19 protein-coding genes are annotated in these 16,411 nt (G+C 55.8%); 9 read left to right on the top strand and 10 right to left on the bottom strand.

Features of this window, described 5'->3' with window-relative positions:
- Positions 1-11 precede the first annotated feature (11 nt).
- Positions 12-935, top strand: coding sequence for a LysR substrate-binding domain-containing protein (locus tag V1587_RS12940; RefSeq protein WP_371897512.1), 924 nt, complete (start codon positions 12-14; stop codon positions 933-935).
- A 47-nt stretch (positions 936-982) separates the two neighbouring features.
- Here the strand turns inward: V1587_RS12940 and V1587_RS12945 are convergent, their stop codons facing one another.
- Entirely contained in the window at positions 983-1,453 is a 471-nt protein-coding gene (locus V1587_RS12945; RefSeq protein WP_371897511.1) for a hypothetical protein, read from the bottom strand.
- A 250-nt stretch (positions 1,454-1,703) separates the two neighbouring features.
- Here V1587_RS12945 and V1587_RS12950 point away from each other — a divergent pair, with 250 nt between their 5' ends.
- Both V1587_RS12950 and V1587_RS12955 read left to right on the top strand, forming a co-directional pair.
- Positions 1,704-2,381, top strand: a complete 678-nt coding sequence (locus V1587_RS12950) for a DUF1963 domain-containing protein (protein ID WP_371897510.1) — start codon at positions 1,704-1,706, stop codon at positions 2,379-2,381.
- Between the two features lie 140 nt (positions 2,382-2,521).
- Complete coding sequence (locus V1587_RS12955) at positions 2,522-2,998, top strand: WbuC family cupin fold metalloprotein (protein ID WP_371897509.1); 477 nt, start codon at positions 2,522-2,524, stop codon at positions 2,996-2,998.
- An 84-nt stretch (positions 2,999-3,082) separates the two neighbouring features.
- On the opposite strand, the gene V1587_RS12960 is transcribed toward V1587_RS12955, so the two are convergent.
- The 7 genes from V1587_RS12960 to V1587_RS12990 all read right to left on the bottom strand — a co-directional run bounded on the left by V1587_RS12960 (position 3,083) and on the right by V1587_RS12990 (position 10,815).
- Positions 3,083-3,682, bottom strand: a complete 600-nt coding sequence (locus V1587_RS12960) for an NAD(P)H-dependent oxidoreductase (RefSeq protein WP_395314354.1) — start codon at positions 3,680-3,682, stop codon at positions 3,083-3,085.
- Between the two features lie 73 nt (positions 3,683-3,755).
- Positions 3,756-4,349 carry a TetR/AcrR family transcriptional regulator gene (locus tag V1587_RS12965; RefSeq protein ID WP_371897507.1) on the bottom strand — a complete coding sequence of 198 codons (594 nt, stop codon included), beginning with the start codon at positions 4,347-4,349 and terminating at the stop codon, positions 3,756-3,758.
- 34 nt (positions 4,350-4,383) lie between these two features.
- On the bottom strand, positions 4,384-7,473 hold the full coding sequence (locus tag V1587_RS12970) for an efflux RND transporter permease subunit (RefSeq protein WP_395314355.1): 3,090 nt from the start codon (positions 7,471-7,473) through the stop codon (positions 4,384-4,386).
- Complete coding sequence (locus V1587_RS12975; protein ID WP_371897505.1) at positions 7,470-8,579, bottom strand: efflux RND transporter periplasmic adaptor subunit; 1,110 nt, start codon at positions 8,577-8,579, stop codon at positions 7,470-7,472. Before V1587_RS12975 ends, V1587_RS12970 begins: the two co-directional genes overlap by 4 nt.
- 74 nt (positions 8,580-8,653) lie before the next feature.
- Positions 8,654-9,268: a TetR/AcrR family transcriptional regulator gene (locus tag V1587_RS12980; protein ID WP_371897504.1), complete on the bottom strand. Its 615-nt coding sequence runs from the start codon at positions 9,266-9,268 to the stop codon at positions 8,654-8,656.
- A gap of 237 nt (positions 9,269-9,505) precedes the next feature.
- Positions 9,506-9,820, bottom strand: a complete 315-nt coding sequence (locus V1587_RS12985) for a PTS sugar transporter subunit IIB (protein WP_371897503.1) — start codon at positions 9,818-9,820, stop codon at positions 9,506-9,508.
- Positions 9,821-9,903: 83 nt separating this feature from the next.
- Positions 9,904-10,815 (bottom strand): LysR substrate-binding domain-containing protein, encoded by a 912-nt coding sequence (locus tag V1587_RS12990; RefSeq protein WP_371897502.1) that lies wholly within the window; start codon positions 10,813-10,815, stop codon positions 9,904-9,906.
- Between the two features lie 99 nt (positions 10,816-10,914).
- Here V1587_RS12990 and V1587_RS12995 point away from each other — a divergent pair, with 99 nt between their 5' ends.
- The 3 genes from V1587_RS12995 (at position 10,915) to V1587_RS13005 (ending at position 13,351) form a co-directional block, all read left to right on the top strand.
- On the top strand, positions 10,915-12,030 hold the full coding sequence (locus V1587_RS12995) for an alkene reductase (protein WP_371897501.1): 1,116 nt from the start codon (positions 10,915-10,917) through the stop codon (positions 12,028-12,030).
- A complete protein-coding gene (locus V1587_RS13000; protein ID WP_371897500.1) occupies positions 12,027-12,746 on the top strand; it encodes an SDR family oxidoreductase in 720 nt (239 codons plus the stop codon). The genes V1587_RS12995 and V1587_RS13000 overlap by 4 nt, the downstream gene beginning before the upstream one ends.
- A 65-nt stretch (positions 12,747-12,811) precedes the next feature.
- A complete protein-coding gene (locus tag V1587_RS13005; protein WP_395314356.1) occupies positions 12,812-13,351 on the top strand; it encodes an ester cyclase in 540 nt (179 codons plus the stop codon).
- 39 nt (positions 13,352-13,390) lie between these two features.
- Here V1587_RS13005 and V1587_RS13010 read toward each other — a convergent pair whose 3' ends face one another.
- Entirely contained in the window at positions 13,391-13,858 is a 468-nt protein-coding gene (locus V1587_RS13010; RefSeq protein ID WP_032674724.1) for a nuclear transport factor 2 family protein, read from the bottom strand.
- A 104-nt stretch (positions 13,859-13,962) separates the two neighbouring features.
- Here V1587_RS13010 and V1587_RS13015 point away from each other — a divergent pair, with 104 nt between their 5' ends.
- Entirely contained in the window at positions 13,963-14,541 is a 579-nt protein-coding gene (locus tag V1587_RS13015) for a TetR/AcrR family transcriptional regulator (protein ID WP_371897498.1), read from the top strand.
- 113 nt (positions 14,542-14,654) lie between these two features.
- Here the strand turns inward: V1587_RS13015 and V1587_RS13020 are convergent, their stop codons facing one another.
- Complete coding sequence (locus V1587_RS13020) at positions 14,655-15,212, bottom strand: histidine phosphatase family protein (RefSeq protein WP_371897497.1); 558 nt, start codon at positions 15,210-15,212, stop codon at positions 14,655-14,657.
- Between the two features lie 172 nt (positions 15,213-15,384).
- Between V1587_RS13020 and V1587_RS13025 the strand changes: the two genes are divergently transcribed.
- Complete coding sequence (locus V1587_RS13025) at positions 15,385-15,780, top strand: DoxX family protein (RefSeq protein WP_023292497.1); 396 nt, start codon at positions 15,385-15,387, stop codon at positions 15,778-15,780.
- Positions 15,777-16,409 (top strand): TetR/AcrR family transcriptional regulator, encoded by a 633-nt coding sequence (locus tag V1587_RS13030; protein ID WP_371897496.1) that lies wholly within the window; start codon positions 15,777-15,779, stop codon positions 16,407-16,409. Before V1587_RS13025 ends, V1587_RS13030 begins: the two co-directional genes overlap by 4 nt.
- Positions 16,410-16,411: the final 2 nt, after the last annotated feature.

A 16,411-nucleotide genomic window follows, 5' to 3' on the forward strand; every position in this document is an offset into this window, starting at 1 on the left:
AAAGGAAATGTATGTCTTTACCGCCACTGTATGCGCTGCGCGCGTTTGAAGTTGCCGCACGGCTGAACTCCTTCAGCAAAGCGGCTGAAGTCCTGAATATCACGCCGGGGGCGGTCAGCAGGCATGTCCAGACGCTTGAAATGTGGTTCGACTGCGAGCTGTTTAAGCGGCAGGGGCCGAGAGTGGAGGTCAGCGACGCCGGGCGTATTCTGGCCGGGCAGCTTAGCGAAAGTTTCTCGAACATTGAGTGGGCCTGTCGCGCATTCAAAAGTGAAAACCATCTTCTGCGCCTCAAAGCGCCCAGCTCGCTGACGATGCGATGGCTTCTGGATGTGCTTAAATCCTTTCGCGAGAACCACGCGAAGCCGAAAATCGAAATTGCCAGCGTCTGGATGGACTTCGACACGGTTGACTTCAGCCGGGAACCTTACGATTGTGCGATCCTCCTCGGTAACGGCTATTTCGGCGAGTCAACCGAGAGTCGGCTACTGTTCAGCGAATGGCTTATTCCGGTTTGTACTCCGACTCTGCTGGAGTCGGCCCGGCATCAGCTTCCTGAGTGCGATCTTATTCATCCGTCACCGGACAGACGGGACTGGAAGCGCTGGCTGAAAAGGACGGGCTTATTCCCCGGCCTCGACATGAGCGGTGGGATCGTGTTCGACACCCTGGAGCAGGGAAGCCTTGCGGCCATGCACGGTCACGGCGTGGCGATGGCCGATCTCCGGCTCACGCTCGACGCGCTGAAAAGCGGCCTGCTCGCGCTGCCCTTCAGGGAGGCGATAGCAACAGGAGACGGTTACTACCTTGTCTGGCCCAAAAATTCCCTCAGAGGACAGAGTATTGAACGGTTGCTGACCTGGCTTAACCTTAATGCGCCAGTGGTGCCCTCTTTGGATATTGTCTGTCTTGATTACAATGAAAAGCGGGTTTAATAAATAGCGGAATATTTATTATGGGATATTCCGCAAAATGAACGTATTTATGCGTAGGGAATATTCGCCATCTTTTTATATCTTTCCGGCAGGGCGCTGTTCAGGTTGAGTAATTTATCCAGTATATAAAGCGCAGGCGTACCTTTTTCGCGCTCAGCTTCAATCAGCGCTGAGCGTAACACATTGGCGGCAGCGGTGATTGTTCGGAAATAATCCTCGGAACCAGGCGTCTGAACTTCACCTGACCCCACGTAACGCACCCGGGGCCAGTCCGCGAAGTCCAGAACCGGAAGGATCCCGTCTTCTTTTGGTAAATGCGCAGAAAGCAACTCTTCTGCGTTACCCGGATTGTTTTGAGCGAAAGAGAGCAGATGCAGGCGATGAATAAAGGGTGAAAGCACCTCGGCGCTATCGCCTTCTGACGAAAGTAACGTTATTAACGCATGTATATTTTCACCCGCGATGTTTTTTTCAGGTGAGATCATTTTCATTAGATGAAATAAAACATCGAGTGTCATTGGGACTCCATATACATGCAGGTTTATTTATTATTTGAATTTCGTTCTCTGTTCCAGGCCAGGAAGAGACCGGGAATAAAGGGATGGTATTTCAATGCGATCGGGTTTGAAAAACGAGAAATAGTCGGAATCAATGTGAGTTTTACTCAACATAGGTTTTATTATTCAATGAGATTCTCCAGATGTGATGATTAACTTGCAATGAACAGCAGAATATCTATCCGACAAGCGTCTACAGAGGCGAGCAAACATGAAATTAGAGAGTGCGTCAGTTTTAGAAGAACTCCGGACCAGGCTAAGACCCGCATCGGTCGCGCAGGTCGGTGGGTTCCGGCCGCCTGAAGATCCCATTACGTCATGGTTTCTGAAGGGCGCTTCTCGTGCAGATGAAGGATTACCCACCTGGAAGGGCAAACCAATGTTTCCACTTCTTCAGATAAGGGTCGACGAGCTTTCTGTTATTCCTGACCAGTTGAAGGGCATAGCCCTTCTGGTGTTGTTTCACAATTTGGAACAACATCCCTTTGACGAACCGCACGGTGAAGGATGGTTAATTCGCGAGTATGCCACCCTTGAAGGGCTTCAGCTATTGCCTGAATTGGACACGCCGTATCGGCCGTTTCCAGTTCAATGGCTGAGTGTCATTGACGATGCTCCTGGATGGGAAGATGCCTGGGATATTATTGATCTCTCTTGCGTAAATGATGATGAGCAGGCCAGTGATAGTTTTTTTGAAGATTTCAATCGCTACAGGGGAACCAAGGTAGGGGGATTTCCGACTGAGATACAACACGGTGTGGGTATCGAAGAGTTTGTTTTTCAGGTTGGGTCAGAAGAAAAAGTAAACTGGATGTGGGCGGATAACGGTATAGGTTACTTTCACCGGTCATCAGAAGGGGAATGGCGGTTTTCATGTCAGTTCTACTGATGAGCTTCCTGCCGGGGGATTGACCACTCGCCCGGCAGTGATTTGTTTCACAAATCCCATCGCTCTTCGACCGTTCAGGATGGTATAACGTCCTGCGGCAATCGGGTTGCCGTAGACAGCCCACATTCCTAAAGGTGTATATGAAACAAATTACTTTCAGTGACCTGCAGCAGCAAAGCGAGCAGGCCGCAAATTCTCCTCGCTTACGCGCTCATCGTAATTTACACCCTGAACTGAGCGACCCGGTGCAGCGCCTGGCCATTGCAATGGAACCCGGTACCTATGTCCGCCCCCATCGCCATCCGCACACCTTTGAACTGCTGACGGCGCTGAGCGGTCGCTTTCTGGTGCTGAATTTTGATGACAGCGGTAGCGTGACCCAGCGCGTGGTGTTAGGTGAAGACTGCAAAGTGGTGGAGATGGAGGCCGGTATCTGGCATGCCGTGCTGTCGCTGGATAAAGGCGGCGTCATTTTTGAAGTAAAACACGGCGGCTACCAGCCTGTTCCGGAGCATGATACCGCCCCATGGTCACCTGCAGAAAACGAGCCCGGCACCGAGAAACTGATGAAATGGTACGCTCAGGCACAGGTGGGTGACGCTGGTTTTATCCTGTAATTATTCTCTTTTGTGCCCGGCGCGCGGAAAGGCGAGCCGGGTTAAGAGATAAGATCTCGCCGATTCAACTCGCGCGAGCCGATTTTATTTAAGGCTCCCGAGCTTGCTCAGGAATTCCTCAACCTGACCAGGCGTCGCCGTGTCTGCCTGGTAAAGGATATCGAGCTTAACGTTCTTCAGCCCGCAGAAGCCAAATACGCCTTCGATTATCTGCGTCTGAATCGCCGTTGAGTAGCCGTGTTTGTCGAATCCGGCGAGATCGCTGCCGCCGGTGGCAATCAGACGGACGGGAACATCACGTAAGTTGCCTACAATCCGGCCATCGTCGGCCACCTTATACGCCCAGTTCAGGGTTAATACGCGATCGAACCAGCCTTTCAACAGCGCGGGGACCGACCACCAGTACACCGGGAAGACAAACACCAGCATATCCGCTCGCTCGACGCGCTGCTGCTCGCGCAGGATATCGTCGGGAAGGGCGCTGGGATCGCCGTGATACAAATCGAGATCGGGACGAGACATGGCTGGATTAAACCCTTCAGCATGCAGATCGGCGATCTCAACCTGTGTTCCTTGCTCGCGTAATTTCCCGGCAATACGGGCTGCCAGCGTATGGGATAACGAATTGTCGATTGGGTGTGCCGTCACGATCAGCGCGTTTTTAATGGCATTTGTAGCAGACATAGCGACCTCGGATGGGTGAGAATTGACTCCTATATTACTATTGGTAACTTAGGTGTCAATCCGCCACCGACGATCATTTTGTGCTATTCGCGTAGGTCTCCAGCACCCCGGTCATGGCACCGCTGAGCGTATCTTCCGCAACGTTTCGGGCGAGCACGCCGCTGCCCGCGGCGGTGCTGAGCGCCTCCGCCGCGCCAATGATGGCCGTCAGTACCGCTTCCCCCTGAACGCCTTTTAAGACGATAAAAGGCGCAAGCGCGGTGCGCAGGCAGTCGGCACATTCGGCCACGCATGCTTCCCGGAACGTCTGCAGCGCGCGAGAACCGGACAGCGCCGCGGCGATTGGTCCGGTTTCAGGCCCGGCGGCAATCGCGCAGTCGATATAGGCCGCGCTGAAAAAGCGGATCGTCTTCTCCAGCGTTTTGCTGTCAACCGCCAGCGTCTCGCGGAATTTCGCCAGCTGCCGATCGCTATAGTCCTGATACAGCGCCATCAGCAGCCCTTCACGATCGCCGAAATGGTCGTAGGGGATAGGCTTGGTCACGTTGGCCCGTTCTGCCAGATAGCCAAGGGTCAACGCCTCGGTGCCTTGCTGACGCACGATCCCACGCGCAACCTCCAGCAGCTGCACGCGGCGGTCCTCTTTTCTTAAGCGCTTAACAACCATGCTTTCCTCAGATTAGTTATCTACTAATGGTAGTTTACACGTTTTCCGTGCCGTGCTGCACGCGTTGTTCAACCGGGCGGATCCGGAACCAGATCGCATACATCGCGGGCAGGAAGACGAGGGTAATGATCGTCCCGCCCAGCGTTCCGCCGATCAGCGTCCAGGCCAGCGTGCCCCAGAACACCGAATGCGTCAGGGGGATGAACGCCAGCACGGCGGCCATGGCGGTCAGTAAGACCGGTCGCGCTCGCTGGACCGTCGCCTCGACAACGGCCTGGAACGGGTCGAGGCCGTCCTTCTGGTTATGATCGATTTGACCGATCAGAATCAGCGTATTGCGCATCAGAATGCCGGAGAGGGCAATCAAACCGACCAGCGCGTTGATGCCAAACGGCTGATTAAATATCAGCAGGGTCGGCACGACGCCAATCAGCCCCAGCGGCGCGGTTAAGAACACCATGACCATCGCGGAGAGTGAGCGCACCTGCAAAATGATGATCAGCAGCGTCAGGGCAATCATGATTGGGAACAGCGGTAACATGGCCTGCGTGGCTTTACCCGACTCCTCAATCGAACCCGCCATGTCGATACGGTACCCGGCCGGCAGCGCATCAACGATCGGCTGGAGCTGTTTCATGATGGCGACCGACACGTCCGGCGGCTGAAGATTGTCGGCGATATCGCCCCGTACGGTAATCGTGGGGGTGCGATCGCGACGACGCAGGATCGGATCTTCCATGCCGATCTCAATCCCACCGATTTGAGACAGCGGCACGCGCTGTCCCGCATTGCCGACCAGGGTAAAGCCTTCGATTTTTGCCGGGTCGAGGCGGATATCACCCGCCGCGCGGGCAACGACGTCTACCGATCGAATATCTTCCCGCACGGAGGTGACAGGCACGCCTGATAACAGGAACTGAAGCTGCTCTGCAACGGCGCTGGAGGTTAAGCCGGTCGCCTGCAGGCGGTTCTGATCGAGAGTGAAATGCAATACCGGAACGCGCGACCCCCAGTCGGTGTTGACGGTTCGCATCATCGGGCTTGCCTGAAGCACGGCTTTCACCCGATCGGCGATGTCCTGTACCTGTTTGACGTCCGGCCCCGACACGCGCCAGGCAACCGGGAAGGGCGAGTAGGGGCCAAACACCAGCTGCGTCACCCGCACGCGGGCTTCGGGCGCAAGGCCGCTGGCGACAGCCTCCCTGAGCCTGAACTTAAGCGCCTCGCGCGACGTCTCGCTGTCCGTCAGGATCACGATTTTCGCAAAAGAGGAGTCGGGCAGCTCTGGAGCCATTGCCAGATAGAAACGGGGCGAGCCCTGACCAATATAGGCCGTGACGATTTTGGCTTCCGGCTGCTGGCCCAGCCACGCTTCTATTTTTGCCGTTGCGGCGCTGGTTTGCGCAATCGAGGTGCCATAAGGCATCTGCACCTCAACCAGCACTTCCGGGCGATCGGAGGTCGGGAAGAACTGTTTTTTGACCAGCCCCATGCCAAGCACGGCCAGAATGAAAATGGCGACCACTGACCCGGCCACCCGCCATTTTCTGGCGATAACGCGGGCAAGCAGCTCTCGAAAACGGTTATAGCGAGGCGTGTTATAGATGGCGGCATGACCTCCTTCTACTTTGGGGATCGCCGGCAGGATCTTCACCCCAAGATAGGGCGTGAACACCACCGCGACAAACCATGAGGCAATCAGGGCGAGGCCGACAATCCAGAACATATTGCTGGTGTATTCCCCGGCGGTCGACTGCGCAAACCCATTCGGCATAAAGCCAATGGCCGTCACCAGGGTACCGGCCAGCATCGGCGCGGCGGTGTGGCTCCAGGCGTAGGCCGAGGCTTTGATTCTGTCGTAACCTTCCTCCATCTTCACCACCATCATTTCGATAGCGATAATGGCATCGTCAACCAGCAGGCCGAGGGCGAGGATCAGGGAGCCTAGCGTGACGCGGTCAAAGTTTATTCCCGCGGCTTCCATCACCACGAAAACGACCGCCAGCGTCAGCGGTACCGCCGCTGCAACCACCACCCCCACGCGCCAGCCCATGCTGACAAAACAGACCACCATTACCACAAGCAGGGCGACGAAGAATTTGATCATGAACTCATCGACCGACGAGCGAATGTTCACGGACTGATCGGTGACTTTGGTCAGGGTCATGCCAAGCGGCAGGCTATCGTTGATTTTCGCCGTTTCCGCATCCAGCGCTTTACCCAGCGCCAGGCCGTTCCAGCCCTCACGCATGACAATGCCCAGCAGCAGGGCGGGTTCATGCTGATTGCGTATCAGCATCGTCGGGGGATCTTCGTAGCCTCGTTCAACCGTTGCCACATCCGACAGCGTGAGCGTTTTGCCCTGGGCGACTAAAGGCGTATCGCGAATTTTCTGCAGTTCATCGAACGCGCCGTCCAGGCGGATAAAAATCTGCGCGCCCCGGGTCTCAATCGAACCCGCCGCGGCCAGGGCGTTCTGGCTGTTGAGGGCATTAAAAATATCCTGCGGTGAGAGGCCCATCGTCGCCAGACGGTCATGGGAGAAGGCGATATAAATCCGCTCGGCCTGTTCGCCGATAATGTTCACTTTTTTCACCCCGGGAACGTGCAGAAGCTGCTGTCGCAGGCCTTCGGCATCGCGTACCAGCTGCCGCTGCGGTTCGCCTTTCGCTTTCAGGGCAAAGAGGGAAAAGGTGACATCCGCGAATTCGTCATTGATCATCGGGCCGATGACGCCCGCCGGAAGACGCCGGGATTCATCCCCAAGCTTCTTACGCGCCTGATAGAACTCCTCCTGCACCTCAGAAGGCGGGGTTTTGTCCTGCAGTGACAAGGTGATATAAGCCATGCCGGGGCGGGTATAGGTTTCCGTACGGTCATACCACTTGAGCTCCTGCAGGCGCTTTTCCAGCGGTTCGGCTACCTGATCCTGGATCTCCCGCGCGGTCGCACCCGGCCAGACGGTTATCACCGTCATTTGCTTTACCGTGAAGGGCGGATCTTCCGCGCGTCCCAGTCCAAAAAAGGCGTAAATACCGGCAATCGTGACCAGAACGATCAGAAACAGCGTGACGGAACGTTCGCGGACGGCCAGCGCTGACAGGTTGAATCGACTTTGGCTCATGGCGCGTTCTCCGCCGGAGCGGCATGGCGTTGTTCTGCAAGCCTGACGACTTCACCTTCGTGCAGAAGATGGGCCCCTAACGCAACGATCGTCTCCCCGGGCTTCACGCCACCCGTGACCTGGACCGTATCTTCGCCTACGCTCAGCACCTTAACTGGGGTCCATGCGACCTTTGCCGGCCGGGCGGAAATGCGCCAGACGCCTGGCCCTTTACCCGCATCGTAGAGTGAGGCCAACGGGACCTGCATGACCTGACCTTCCGCTTTATTGTCCTGAATGTTCAGCGTGACGGTCGCCCCCAGCGGCGCGTTTGCCAGCGGGCCATCCAGCACGTAGCGGGCTTCGTACGTGCGGGTTGTGGCATCGGCTGAGTCAGACAGCAGGCGCAGCGTTGCGCTGACCGGATGTTTTTCATTGCCATACAGCGTGGCCTGCGCTTCGCTGCCGACGGCAGGGCGCAGCGTTTCCGGAAGCTGGACGAGCGCTTCGCGTTGTCCCGCTCTGGCGAGCCTGATTGCCACCTGTCCGGCGCTGACGACCTGACCCGGCTCGGCGAGCGTCTCCATCACAACGCCGTCTGAATCCGCCAGCAGCACGGCATAGCCCGTGGCGTTTTGCGCCACGCTGGCCTGCGCCCGGGCAGCGCTGAGATCCGCCCTGGCCGTATCGGCCGCCGCTTTGATCTGGTCATACTCCGCGGCGGACACGGCGCCGGACGCAACAAGACCGCGATAGCGCGACTCGTCGCTGGTGGCTTTTCGCGCGCGCGCCTGGGCCGCATCCACCGCGCGCTGCTGCGCCTGGGCCTGTAATTTCAGGTCAACCGGATCCAGGCGCAGCAAGGGCTGACCCTGTTTGACGGTCTGCCCGGTATCAACCAGCCGCTCAAGGATTTTACCCTGAACCCGGAAGCCCTGGTCGCTTTGCGTTCTTGCGACGACAACACCCGTGAAGGCGCGGGCAGTATTGTTCGCAAGCTCGACGGATGCGGATCTGACAAGCGGTGGCTTTGTGCGCGGATCGTCACTCGCGGAAATATCGCCGCATGCCGCCAGGGCAAACGGCAGGAGACAAACGGCAACGCGGGCTGAAGTGAGCCTGAGCATGGGAAACCTTTTCAACGTAACAGGACGGTTTCCGCATTCTCTGACTGGTGACCAAAAATGTCAATGGTCACAAATTAGGGGGCCAGGCTTCTTAAAATGAGTGAAGAGAGAAGCACCGCCGCGGTGGGGGCCATTTCAAGGTTGTACTGCAGCTGAACGGGGTTAATGTAAGGACACATCACCATGTGGATAGCCTGAGTGACCTCATCCAGCGGCGTTTTTCTTTCAAACTCTCCGGCCTGCCTGCCTTCGATGATGATGCTCTCAATCAGCTTCATCAGGCTTTCTGCATACCGTTCTGTCGACGGCCACTGCTCGCGTGCGGCGACGGCGGCAATGTCGTAAAGCTTACGATCGTGGAAAAACAGCTCGCTTCCGGCCTCGGTAAGCGCTTTGAAGAGACGGCGGAGTTTTTCGCTTGCTGACGGTGCACCCTCAAGAGCGGAAAGCACTGCCGCCATGATCAGCTCCAGGCGGTTAGCGCAGATCACCTCGCCGATAGCCTGCTTGGAATCGAAGAACTTATAAATGTAGGACTTTGAAAAACCGATCGATTTCGCCAGCTCGGCGACGGTGGTTTTTTCATAGCCGTAGTGACCGAAGTGCTCAAAGGCGGCTTCGACAATTTGCTCTCTGACAGCGTGGTCAAGTGGACCACGTGCTGATGGGGGATTCATATTTTTAGTCATTATTTAAGCTTAGCGTGACAGGCTTCGATTAACAACGAGTGACCATTTCGTAATTTGGTTACCGTCATTCATCATGAGCCCTTCAGACGGGACGATCAACCAGGTGGGGTAAGTGTATCACTGTTTTTCGTGCACTATGGCATCTATCTGTCGACGATAAGCGAGGGTTTCGGCGCAGTTGCCTTGCACTGAACATAACTGTTTGAGGAGGCCGCAGAACCGATGCGGCCTTATATTTCAGGCAGCCAGCTCAGGCATCTGTTCCTTTACGAAGTCCAATACCTTCCTCGCGTCCAGAGAGGCATAGGGAAGACTCTCAACGATGGCGATTGAACGCGTATTACCCACCGTTTCTTTTATCTCATCGAGTTTGTACTGAATGTGCGGCGCGATGAGAAACCCATCGAACGCGGGAGCGACGCTGGCGAAGTTATCCAGCCCTACAGCGCTAATCATCAGCGGATAGCCGTCGCGTTCTGCCAGAGACTGCATCTTTTTGGCGAGTGAGTTTGCGGTATTACCAAACAAACAACATATCAGAAGCTTTTTCATGTTTTGTTCCTCCTGAAAACCGCTCATAGGGTAGTCCTGAGGGTGGCACCGAAATGCGCGCTGTCTCTTATTTTGGCGACGAATTAATGTTCTTTTAGCCACTCGAGAAAAAACTGGCTGAACGCCGTAACCTGAAGCGGCTGCAGCTTGCGCTGCGGATAAACAAACTGCAGCCCGACATCTTTGCGATCGTATCGGCTAAAGCCCGTGAAGCTGTCGGCAAACAGCACCGTGAGTCTTCCGGCTTCAACGTCGTCTTTGACGTCCCACCACGATTTTCCCGCGATGCCAGCTCCGCTGAGAGCCCACTGGCGAAGCACTGCACCGTCGTCGCACACCATGGCGGGCTCCACGCGCACAACGTTTTCCTCTCCCTCTTTTTCAAAACGCCATTCGTTCATCACCACGCCCTGAGACTCCAGCGCCAGGCACCGGTGTCGGGCTAAATCCGCAAACGTGGCGGGGATGCCGCGGTCGTTAAGATACGCCCCGGAGGCAACCAGCACCCGATGGTTCGGGCGGATGTTTCTGACGACAAGGCTGCTGTCCGGCAGGTTACCGAAACGCACGCTCATATCCAGCCGGTTAGCAACCAGATCCTCAACGTGTTCATTTAGCGAGATGTAAAATTTTACGGCAGGATGGCGTCGGGAAAATTCAATGACGGCGGGGCTGAGGTACTGTCTGCCAAAGTCCGAGGGCGCGGAAAGGCGAATGTTGCCGCTGAGCACGCCCTCTTTTTGCATCAGTAACGACTCGGCGTGATGCATCTCTTCCAGCACGCGCAGCGCGGCGTGGTAAAACTCTTCGCCTGCGCGGGTCAGGGTGAGAGATCGCGTTGAGCGATGAAACAGGCGCGTCTGGTAACGCTCCTCAATCGCCTTCAGCCTGGCCGTCATGGTGGCGGGGGAAAGCGACAGGCGTCGTCCGGCGGCGGAAAGACTTCCGGCCCCGGCAACTTCCACCAGTAAGGCCATGTCTTCGAGTTTACCCATTATTCATCTTTTCCGAAAAGTGCATCTGCTTTTAGCGTAATTATCAAAATCAGATGTCGCCTGTAAAGTGATTTCATCCACACCATAAGGGATGAAAATATGCAACGTACCTCTCTTTTTGAACGCTACAGGCTGGGTCAGCAAGAGCTGAAAAACCGTATCGTCATGGCGCCGATGACCCGCGCGCGCTCACTTCAGCCGGGCAATATTCCCTCCGCGCTAATGGCGGAGTATTACCGGCAGCGGGCCACCGCCGGGTTAATCATCACGGAAGCCACCCAGATTTCGCCTCAGGGCCAGGGATACTCATGGACGCCCGGCATCCATTCGCCGGAGCAGGTTTCGGGATGGCAACTCACGACTGGCGCCGTGCATCAGGCGGGCGGGGTGATTTTTTCTCAGCTCTGGCACGTTGGGCGAATGTCGCACGCCAGCTTTCACCCGGACGGTCAGCCCGTCGCCCCGTCAGCGCTGGCGCCGGACGCGCAGGTGTGGGTGGTGAATGAGCGTGGGGAAGGCCAGATGGTTGACTGCCCGCAGCCGAGAACCCTCTCGCGCAAGGACATTCACAGCATCATCGCGGACTACCGTCAGGCGGCACTCAATGCCGTTCAGGCCGGGTTTGATGGCGTGGAGGTTCACGGCGGAAACGGCTATCTGATCGACCAGTTCCTGCGTCAGACATCCAACAAACGCACGGATGAGTACGGCGGCACGCTGGCGAACCGGATCCGCTTCGCCCAGGAGGTGTTAAGCGCCATTGCCGAGGCCATTGGCCGCGAGCGCACGGGCATCCGCCTTTCGCCGTTTATTACCCAGCGCGGGATGAACGACCCGCAGGTATCTGAAGCCATACTCGCGCTTGCGGCCTGGTGTGAACAAAAGGGGATTGCGTTCATCCACCTGGCGGAGGCCGACTGGGACGACGCGCCGAAGATACCCGAGCGTTTCCGTCAATCCCTTCGCGAGACGTTCAGCGGAACCCTGATCGTCGCGGGTAACTATGACCTGAATAAAGCCGAAGAGATCCTTGCGGCTGGCTATGCCGATTTGATTGCCTTCGGCCGACCGTTTATTGCCAACCCGGATTTACCTCACCGTCTGGCGCACCGGTTGCCGCTGGCACAGGTACGCGACCCCGCCACGCTGTTTGGCGGTACCGCAACGGGGTACACCGATTACCCAACGTACACCCTGCAGGAGGAAACGTTATGACCCGTAAAACCTTAATTATTGGCGGCGCTTCCGGCATCGGTTTCGCCGTGGGCAGCCTGATTGCCGGGCGCGGCGAGGAGATTATTCTCGCGGGACGCGACAGCGCGAAGCTGGACGCCGCGCGGCAACGACTGAGCGCCCACGCCGCGTCTGTTCACACCCTCGTGCTGGATATCAGCCGTGAGGCAGAGCTTGTTGCACTCGGTGAGACGCTGGGCAAGGTCAATAATATTGTCGTTACGGCAGGTTCACAGGCACCGGGAGGGCTCCTTTCCGGACTGGATCTCCGTGCGGCAAGAGTGGCCTTTGATACAAAATTCTGGGGAAGCATAAATGTCGCCCGCTATCTCAGCGGGAACATCGCCCCCGGCGGTACGCTGACGTTCACCAGCGGCTTTGTGGCGCGCCGCACCGTGGCGGGCGCCATTGTAAAAACCACGATGAATGCCGCCATTGAGGCCGCGACAAAAGTGCTGGCGAAGGAGCTTTCCCCGCTGCGCGTCAACGTCGTGAGTCCTGGCCTGACCGATACGGAAGCGTATGCGGGGATGGACGCCGCCGCGCGGGAAAAAATGCTCGCCGGCGCGGCGGAAACCCTGCCGGCCAAAGCCTGGGGAAGGGCGGCGGACATCGCGCAAGGGTATCTTTTCGCTATCGACAATCCCTTTGTCACGGGCTCGGTCATTGATATTGAGGGCGGGGCGTTAATTAACTGAATCCACTCCGGTTTAAGCCGCAGGTAATCGTCTGCGGGTAACGTAATACTCTGTTGAGAGACATCATGAAATATACGACGTGTTTTCGTCCAGCTATAGCGATGCTTATTCTTGCCGGTCTGTCCGGCACCACATTTTCGGCGCAGCTGGAATGGCTTCAGCCGAAACAGCTTATTGTTGATAAGAGCCTGCCCCAGGCGCAATTAAGGGCGAATGAAGCCGTTGCCAGAGAATATGCAACGTTCTGGAATACGGGAGAAGAGTCCCTGGCGCGTGATGCGCTGGCGGTGAATTTCATCGATAAAACGCCCCCGGAAGGTCGTAAACAGGTGCCTGAAGGCGCTATTTTAGCCTCCCGGGCGTTTCGTGCCGCCGTGCCGGATTTACGCTGTGACGTTGAGCAGATGATTATTTCAGGCAATCGCGTGGTTTCGCATTTGCATTTTTACGGCACATTCACCGGGATATTTGGCAAGCTAAAGGGAAAAGGGCAGAAAATAGATTTCATCGCTACGGATATTTATGAAGTCCGCGACGGTAAAATTGCGGCAAACTGGCATATTGAGGACAACCTGACGCTGATGAAACAGCTGGGCGCGCTGTAAATTCATCACTCCGGGGCGGCCCGGAGTGATGCGAAAATTCTATAAGCCCAGATCGCTCAGCGACGGGTGATCGTCCGGGCGTCTGCCCAACGGCCAGTGGAACAGGCGCTCGGATTCTTTTATCGGCATATCGTTTACGCAGGCAAAGCGGCGCTTCATCAAGCCGTCCGGGGCGAATTCCCAGTTTTCGTTGCCGTACGAGCGGAACCAGTTGCCTGAATCATCATGCCATTCATAGGCATAGCGGACCGCGATGCGGTTATCCGTAAAGGCCCACAGCTCTTTAATCAGACGATAGTCCAGCTCTTTTTTCCATTTCCGCTCGAGAAACGCCCGGGCCTCTTCACGGTTGGTGGCGAACTCTGCGCGGTTGCGCCATTGGGTATCCAGCGTATAGGCCAGCGCGACTTTCGCCGGGTCGCGACTGTTCCAGCCATCTTCTGCCAGCCTGACTTTTTCGATGGCGCTTTCACGGGTGAAGGGCGGTAAAGGAGGACGTGTGTTCATGGCGGTTACCTCAGTGTGATTTTATGTAGACAGGTCTGTCTACTTGGGGTAATCTATGCCTGAAAAATAACGCTGTCAACACCCTTTTTGAGGCTGTCGAAAAAATGAAAACCGAACACGCAGGCAACGAAACAAAAATTAGCGTCCGGGATAAAATATTACTCACGGCGCACGATCTGTTTTATTCAACGGGCTTCAGGGCGACGGGGGTGGATACGCTGATTAAAGAGGCGAAAGTGACGAAGGTGACGTTTTACCGCTATTTTCCGAGCAAAAGTTTACTTATTCTCGCCTATTTGAACTATCGGCATGAAATATGGATTAGCTGGTTTGAATCCACGCTGCGCCGACATCTCGATGAAGGCGAAATACCCGCTGATGCGATTTCTGCAACGCTCTTTGAATGGTTTATTTCGCCCGAGTTCCACGGCTGTGCGTTTATTAATGCCAGCGCAGAAGCCAAATCCGAAGATATTGAAAGCGAAATAAAAGCGATATGCCGCGATCATAAAATCGAAACAAAGAATATTATTGCGTCGCTGACGACCATCGCGGATGAGCGCGTCGTCAATGAAATCATGCTGCTCATTGACGGTGCCATTATTCATGCGCAAATGGGCATGGAGACGGATGAGGTCATCACGTCGCTGAAGAGGGCGATGGCAGAATTAATCGGGGGCTAGCGAGGCTCCTCTTAGTTCTCCAGACGATGGCTGACAGGTGCATTCAGCATTTGCGAATAACAGTCGGCTGGCGTGCGCCGAGGATGAACAATCCTCGGCCTCAGCATGTGCCGCTATACAATGCTGTAAACCCCCGCTCCCCAGTACCCCTTACCCGGAAGAGTCTGTTCTTTCCAGCCTGATGCGATCAGTTCTTTTGCAATGAACCGGTTGATGACCCCGTGCCCCATGAGCAAGACGGGTCCGTCGGCGCCCCTTGCCGCCGACATGAGGATCTCAGCCGCCTTAGCGGCACGTTTTTTTACGGCGCTTACGCGCTCTGACTCGCCAGACAGGCCGCAGAGCCAAAGAACGCGAAACAACGCTGCCCAGTAAAAAGGCGATAGCCGTAACCCCGGAATACGGAACACCGGCAGCTCTGCTTCCCGAAAAACCTCATTAATTAAGCCTGGTTCACACCCCAGCGATTTCAATGATGAAAGGGCTCGCGGGAGAGGGCTGCTGAGAAACGTCAGCGCGCGGCACGCGAGGATTTGAGCCATCTCCGAAGGTCTGTCGCGTCCCGTTGAAGAGCGGTTATAGCTGTCGATCCATCCCACCATTTCCCTGTACGACACCTTTCCCGCGCCCCTGTATTCAGGTTCGCCGTGTCGCATCAAAATAATTTCCATATGTCTCCATCGCTCATCATCCATTCACCTGAGGCAGACTAGCGCGTTCTCACACTGATGTTCACCCACCCGTTTTGGTGTGTCAGGGCGTTGATCGAACTTACCAGACTTGTCGGTCTGGTAATTAATAAGTAGACTTGCCAGTCTTTTAAATGATCAAAGAGATAATTCAGTGTCAAAAATCACGTCATCTATCACTACACTCTGTCTTTCAAGAATTTTACTGACCTTTTTCTTCTGGATGGCAGGCTTTTACGGGTTGTTCAACTTTGGAGAGATTGTGCTGGAAATGGTGGACGTGGGTCTCCCCTGGCCCGTCTTATTCGCGACAGGCACCATTCTCTGTCAGCTTGTAGGCTCTGCTCTGGTGATTTCGAATTTTGCGGGCTACGGATGGATTGGATCGGCAATGCTGATTGTGTTTACATTACTCACCATTCCGGTGGGGCATCCATTCTGGAAATTTAGCGAGCCCCAGCGCACCCAGGAGTTTCATATCGCGCTTGAACACATAACCGTTATCGGGGGGCTCATGATGAGCATGCTTTTGTCAGGTCGTAAACGATGAGAGAAAAGGTTCGGCAGAAAGGCCGCCCAAAAGATCCGTCAAAGGAGCAGTCGATACTGCAGGCCGCAAGAAGCCTGTTTCTCGAGAAAGGCCTCGATGTCACGACGGAAGAAATTGCCCGCGTTGCCGGGGTGGCAAAAGCCACGCTTTATGCCAATTTCGCGGATAAAGATCTGCTTGTTGAGGCCGTACTCCGTAAGGAATCGGATCTGACCATCAGTGACAGTGATTTTTCCGAGCGGCATCATCTGTCGTTGACCGAGGTCTTAACCGCGTTTGGCAACCGTTTTGTCCGCTTCATCAACCAGCGCGAGCTGACGGGCTGGGACCGCTTAATTGCCTCCGCCGCTATTCGTCATCCGGAGTTACCCGCGCGTTTTTATGCGGCAGGTCCCGGCAGGGCGCAGCAGATGCTGGAGACAATTATCGGTGAAGCCGTTGAAAAGGGCTTACTGATCGCGTGCTCCCCGCGCGAAGCGGCTGACGACCTGGCCGGGTTGTGGCTCGGGATGACAAGCCTTGAGATAAAGCTTGGCGCCAGAAAAAGCTTATCTGATGAAGAAATTGCTCGTCGGGTTACGCATGCGATCGCTGTTTTTATGTGCGCGTATTCAGTGGAAAAGCGCTGAGC

The organism is Enterobacter sp. ECC-249, assembly GCF_043965265.1.
In the GTDB taxonomy this organism is placed as follows: Bacteria; Pseudomonadota; Gammaproteobacteria; order Enterobacterales; family Enterobacteriaceae; genus Enterobacter; species Enterobacter quasiroggenkampii.

What these genes read in the sequence shown, in the direction of transcription:
- V1587_RS12940 (WP_371897512.1), top strand. Translation starts at nt 12, where the DNA reads ATGTCTTTACCGCCACTGTATGCGCTGCGCGCGTTTGAAGTTGCCGCA.
- V1587_RS12945 (WP_371897511.1), bottom strand. Translation starts at nt 1,453, where the DNA reads ATGACACTCGATGTTTTATTTCATCTAATGAAAATGATCTCACCTGAA.
- V1587_RS12950 (WP_371897510.1), top strand. Translation starts at nt 1,704, where the DNA reads ATGAAATTAGAGAGTGCGTCAGTTTTAGAAGAACTCCGGACCAGGCTA.
- V1587_RS12955 (WP_371897509.1), top strand. Translation starts at nt 2,522, where the DNA reads ATGAAACAAATTACTTTCAGTGACCTGCAGCAGCAAAGCGAGCAGGCC.
- V1587_RS12960 (WP_395314354.1), bottom strand. Translation starts at nt 3,682, where the DNA reads ATGTCTGCTACAAATGCCATTAAAAACGCGCTGATCGTGACGGCACAC.
- V1587_RS12965 (WP_371897507.1), bottom strand. Translation starts at nt 4,349, where the DNA reads ATGGTTGTTAAGCGCTTAAGAAAAGAGGACCGCCGCGTGCAGCTGCTG.
- V1587_RS12970 (WP_395314355.1), bottom strand. Translation starts at nt 7,473, where the DNA reads ATGAGCCAAAGTCGATTCAACCTGTCAGCGCTGGCCGTCCGCGAACGT.
- V1587_RS12975 (WP_371897505.1), bottom strand. Translation starts at nt 8,579, where the DNA reads ATGCTCAGGCTCACTTCAGCCCGCGTTGCCGTTTGTCTCCTGCCGTTT.
- V1587_RS12980 (WP_371897504.1), bottom strand. Translation starts at nt 9,268, where the DNA reads ATGACTAAAAATATGAATCCCCCATCAGCACGTGGTCCACTTGACCAC.
- V1587_RS12985 (WP_371897503.1), bottom strand. Translation starts at nt 9,820, where the DNA reads ATGAAAAAGCTTCTGATATGTTGTTTGTTTGGTAATACCGCAAACTCA.
- V1587_RS12990 (WP_371897502.1), bottom strand. Translation starts at nt 10,815, where the DNA reads ATGGGTAAACTCGAAGACATGGCCTTACTGGTGGAAGTTGCCGGGGCC.
- V1587_RS12995 (WP_371897501.1), top strand. Translation starts at nt 10,915, where the DNA reads ATGCAACGTACCTCTCTTTTTGAACGCTACAGGCTGGGTCAGCAAGAG.
- V1587_RS13000 (WP_371897500.1), top strand. Translation starts at nt 12,027, where the DNA reads ATGACCCGTAAAACCTTAATTATTGGCGGCGCTTCCGGCATCGGTTTC.
- V1587_RS13005 (WP_395314356.1), top strand. Translation starts at nt 12,812, where the DNA reads ATGAAATATACGACGTGTTTTCGTCCAGCTATAGCGATGCTTATTCTT.
- V1587_RS13010 (WP_032674724.1), bottom strand. Translation starts at nt 13,858, where the DNA reads ATGAACACACGTCCTCCTTTACCGCCCTTCACCCGTGAAAGCGCCATC.
- V1587_RS13015 (WP_371897498.1), top strand. Translation starts at nt 13,963, where the DNA reads ATGAAAACCGAACACGCAGGCAACGAAACAAAAATTAGCGTCCGGGAT.
- V1587_RS13020 (WP_371897497.1), bottom strand. Translation starts at nt 15,212, where the DNA reads ATGGAAATTATTTTGATGCGACACGGCGAACCTGAATACAGGGGCGCG.
- V1587_RS13030 (WP_371897496.1), top strand. Translation starts at nt 15,777, where the DNA reads ATGAGAGAAAAGGTTCGGCAGAAAGGCCGCCCAAAAGATCCGTCAAAG.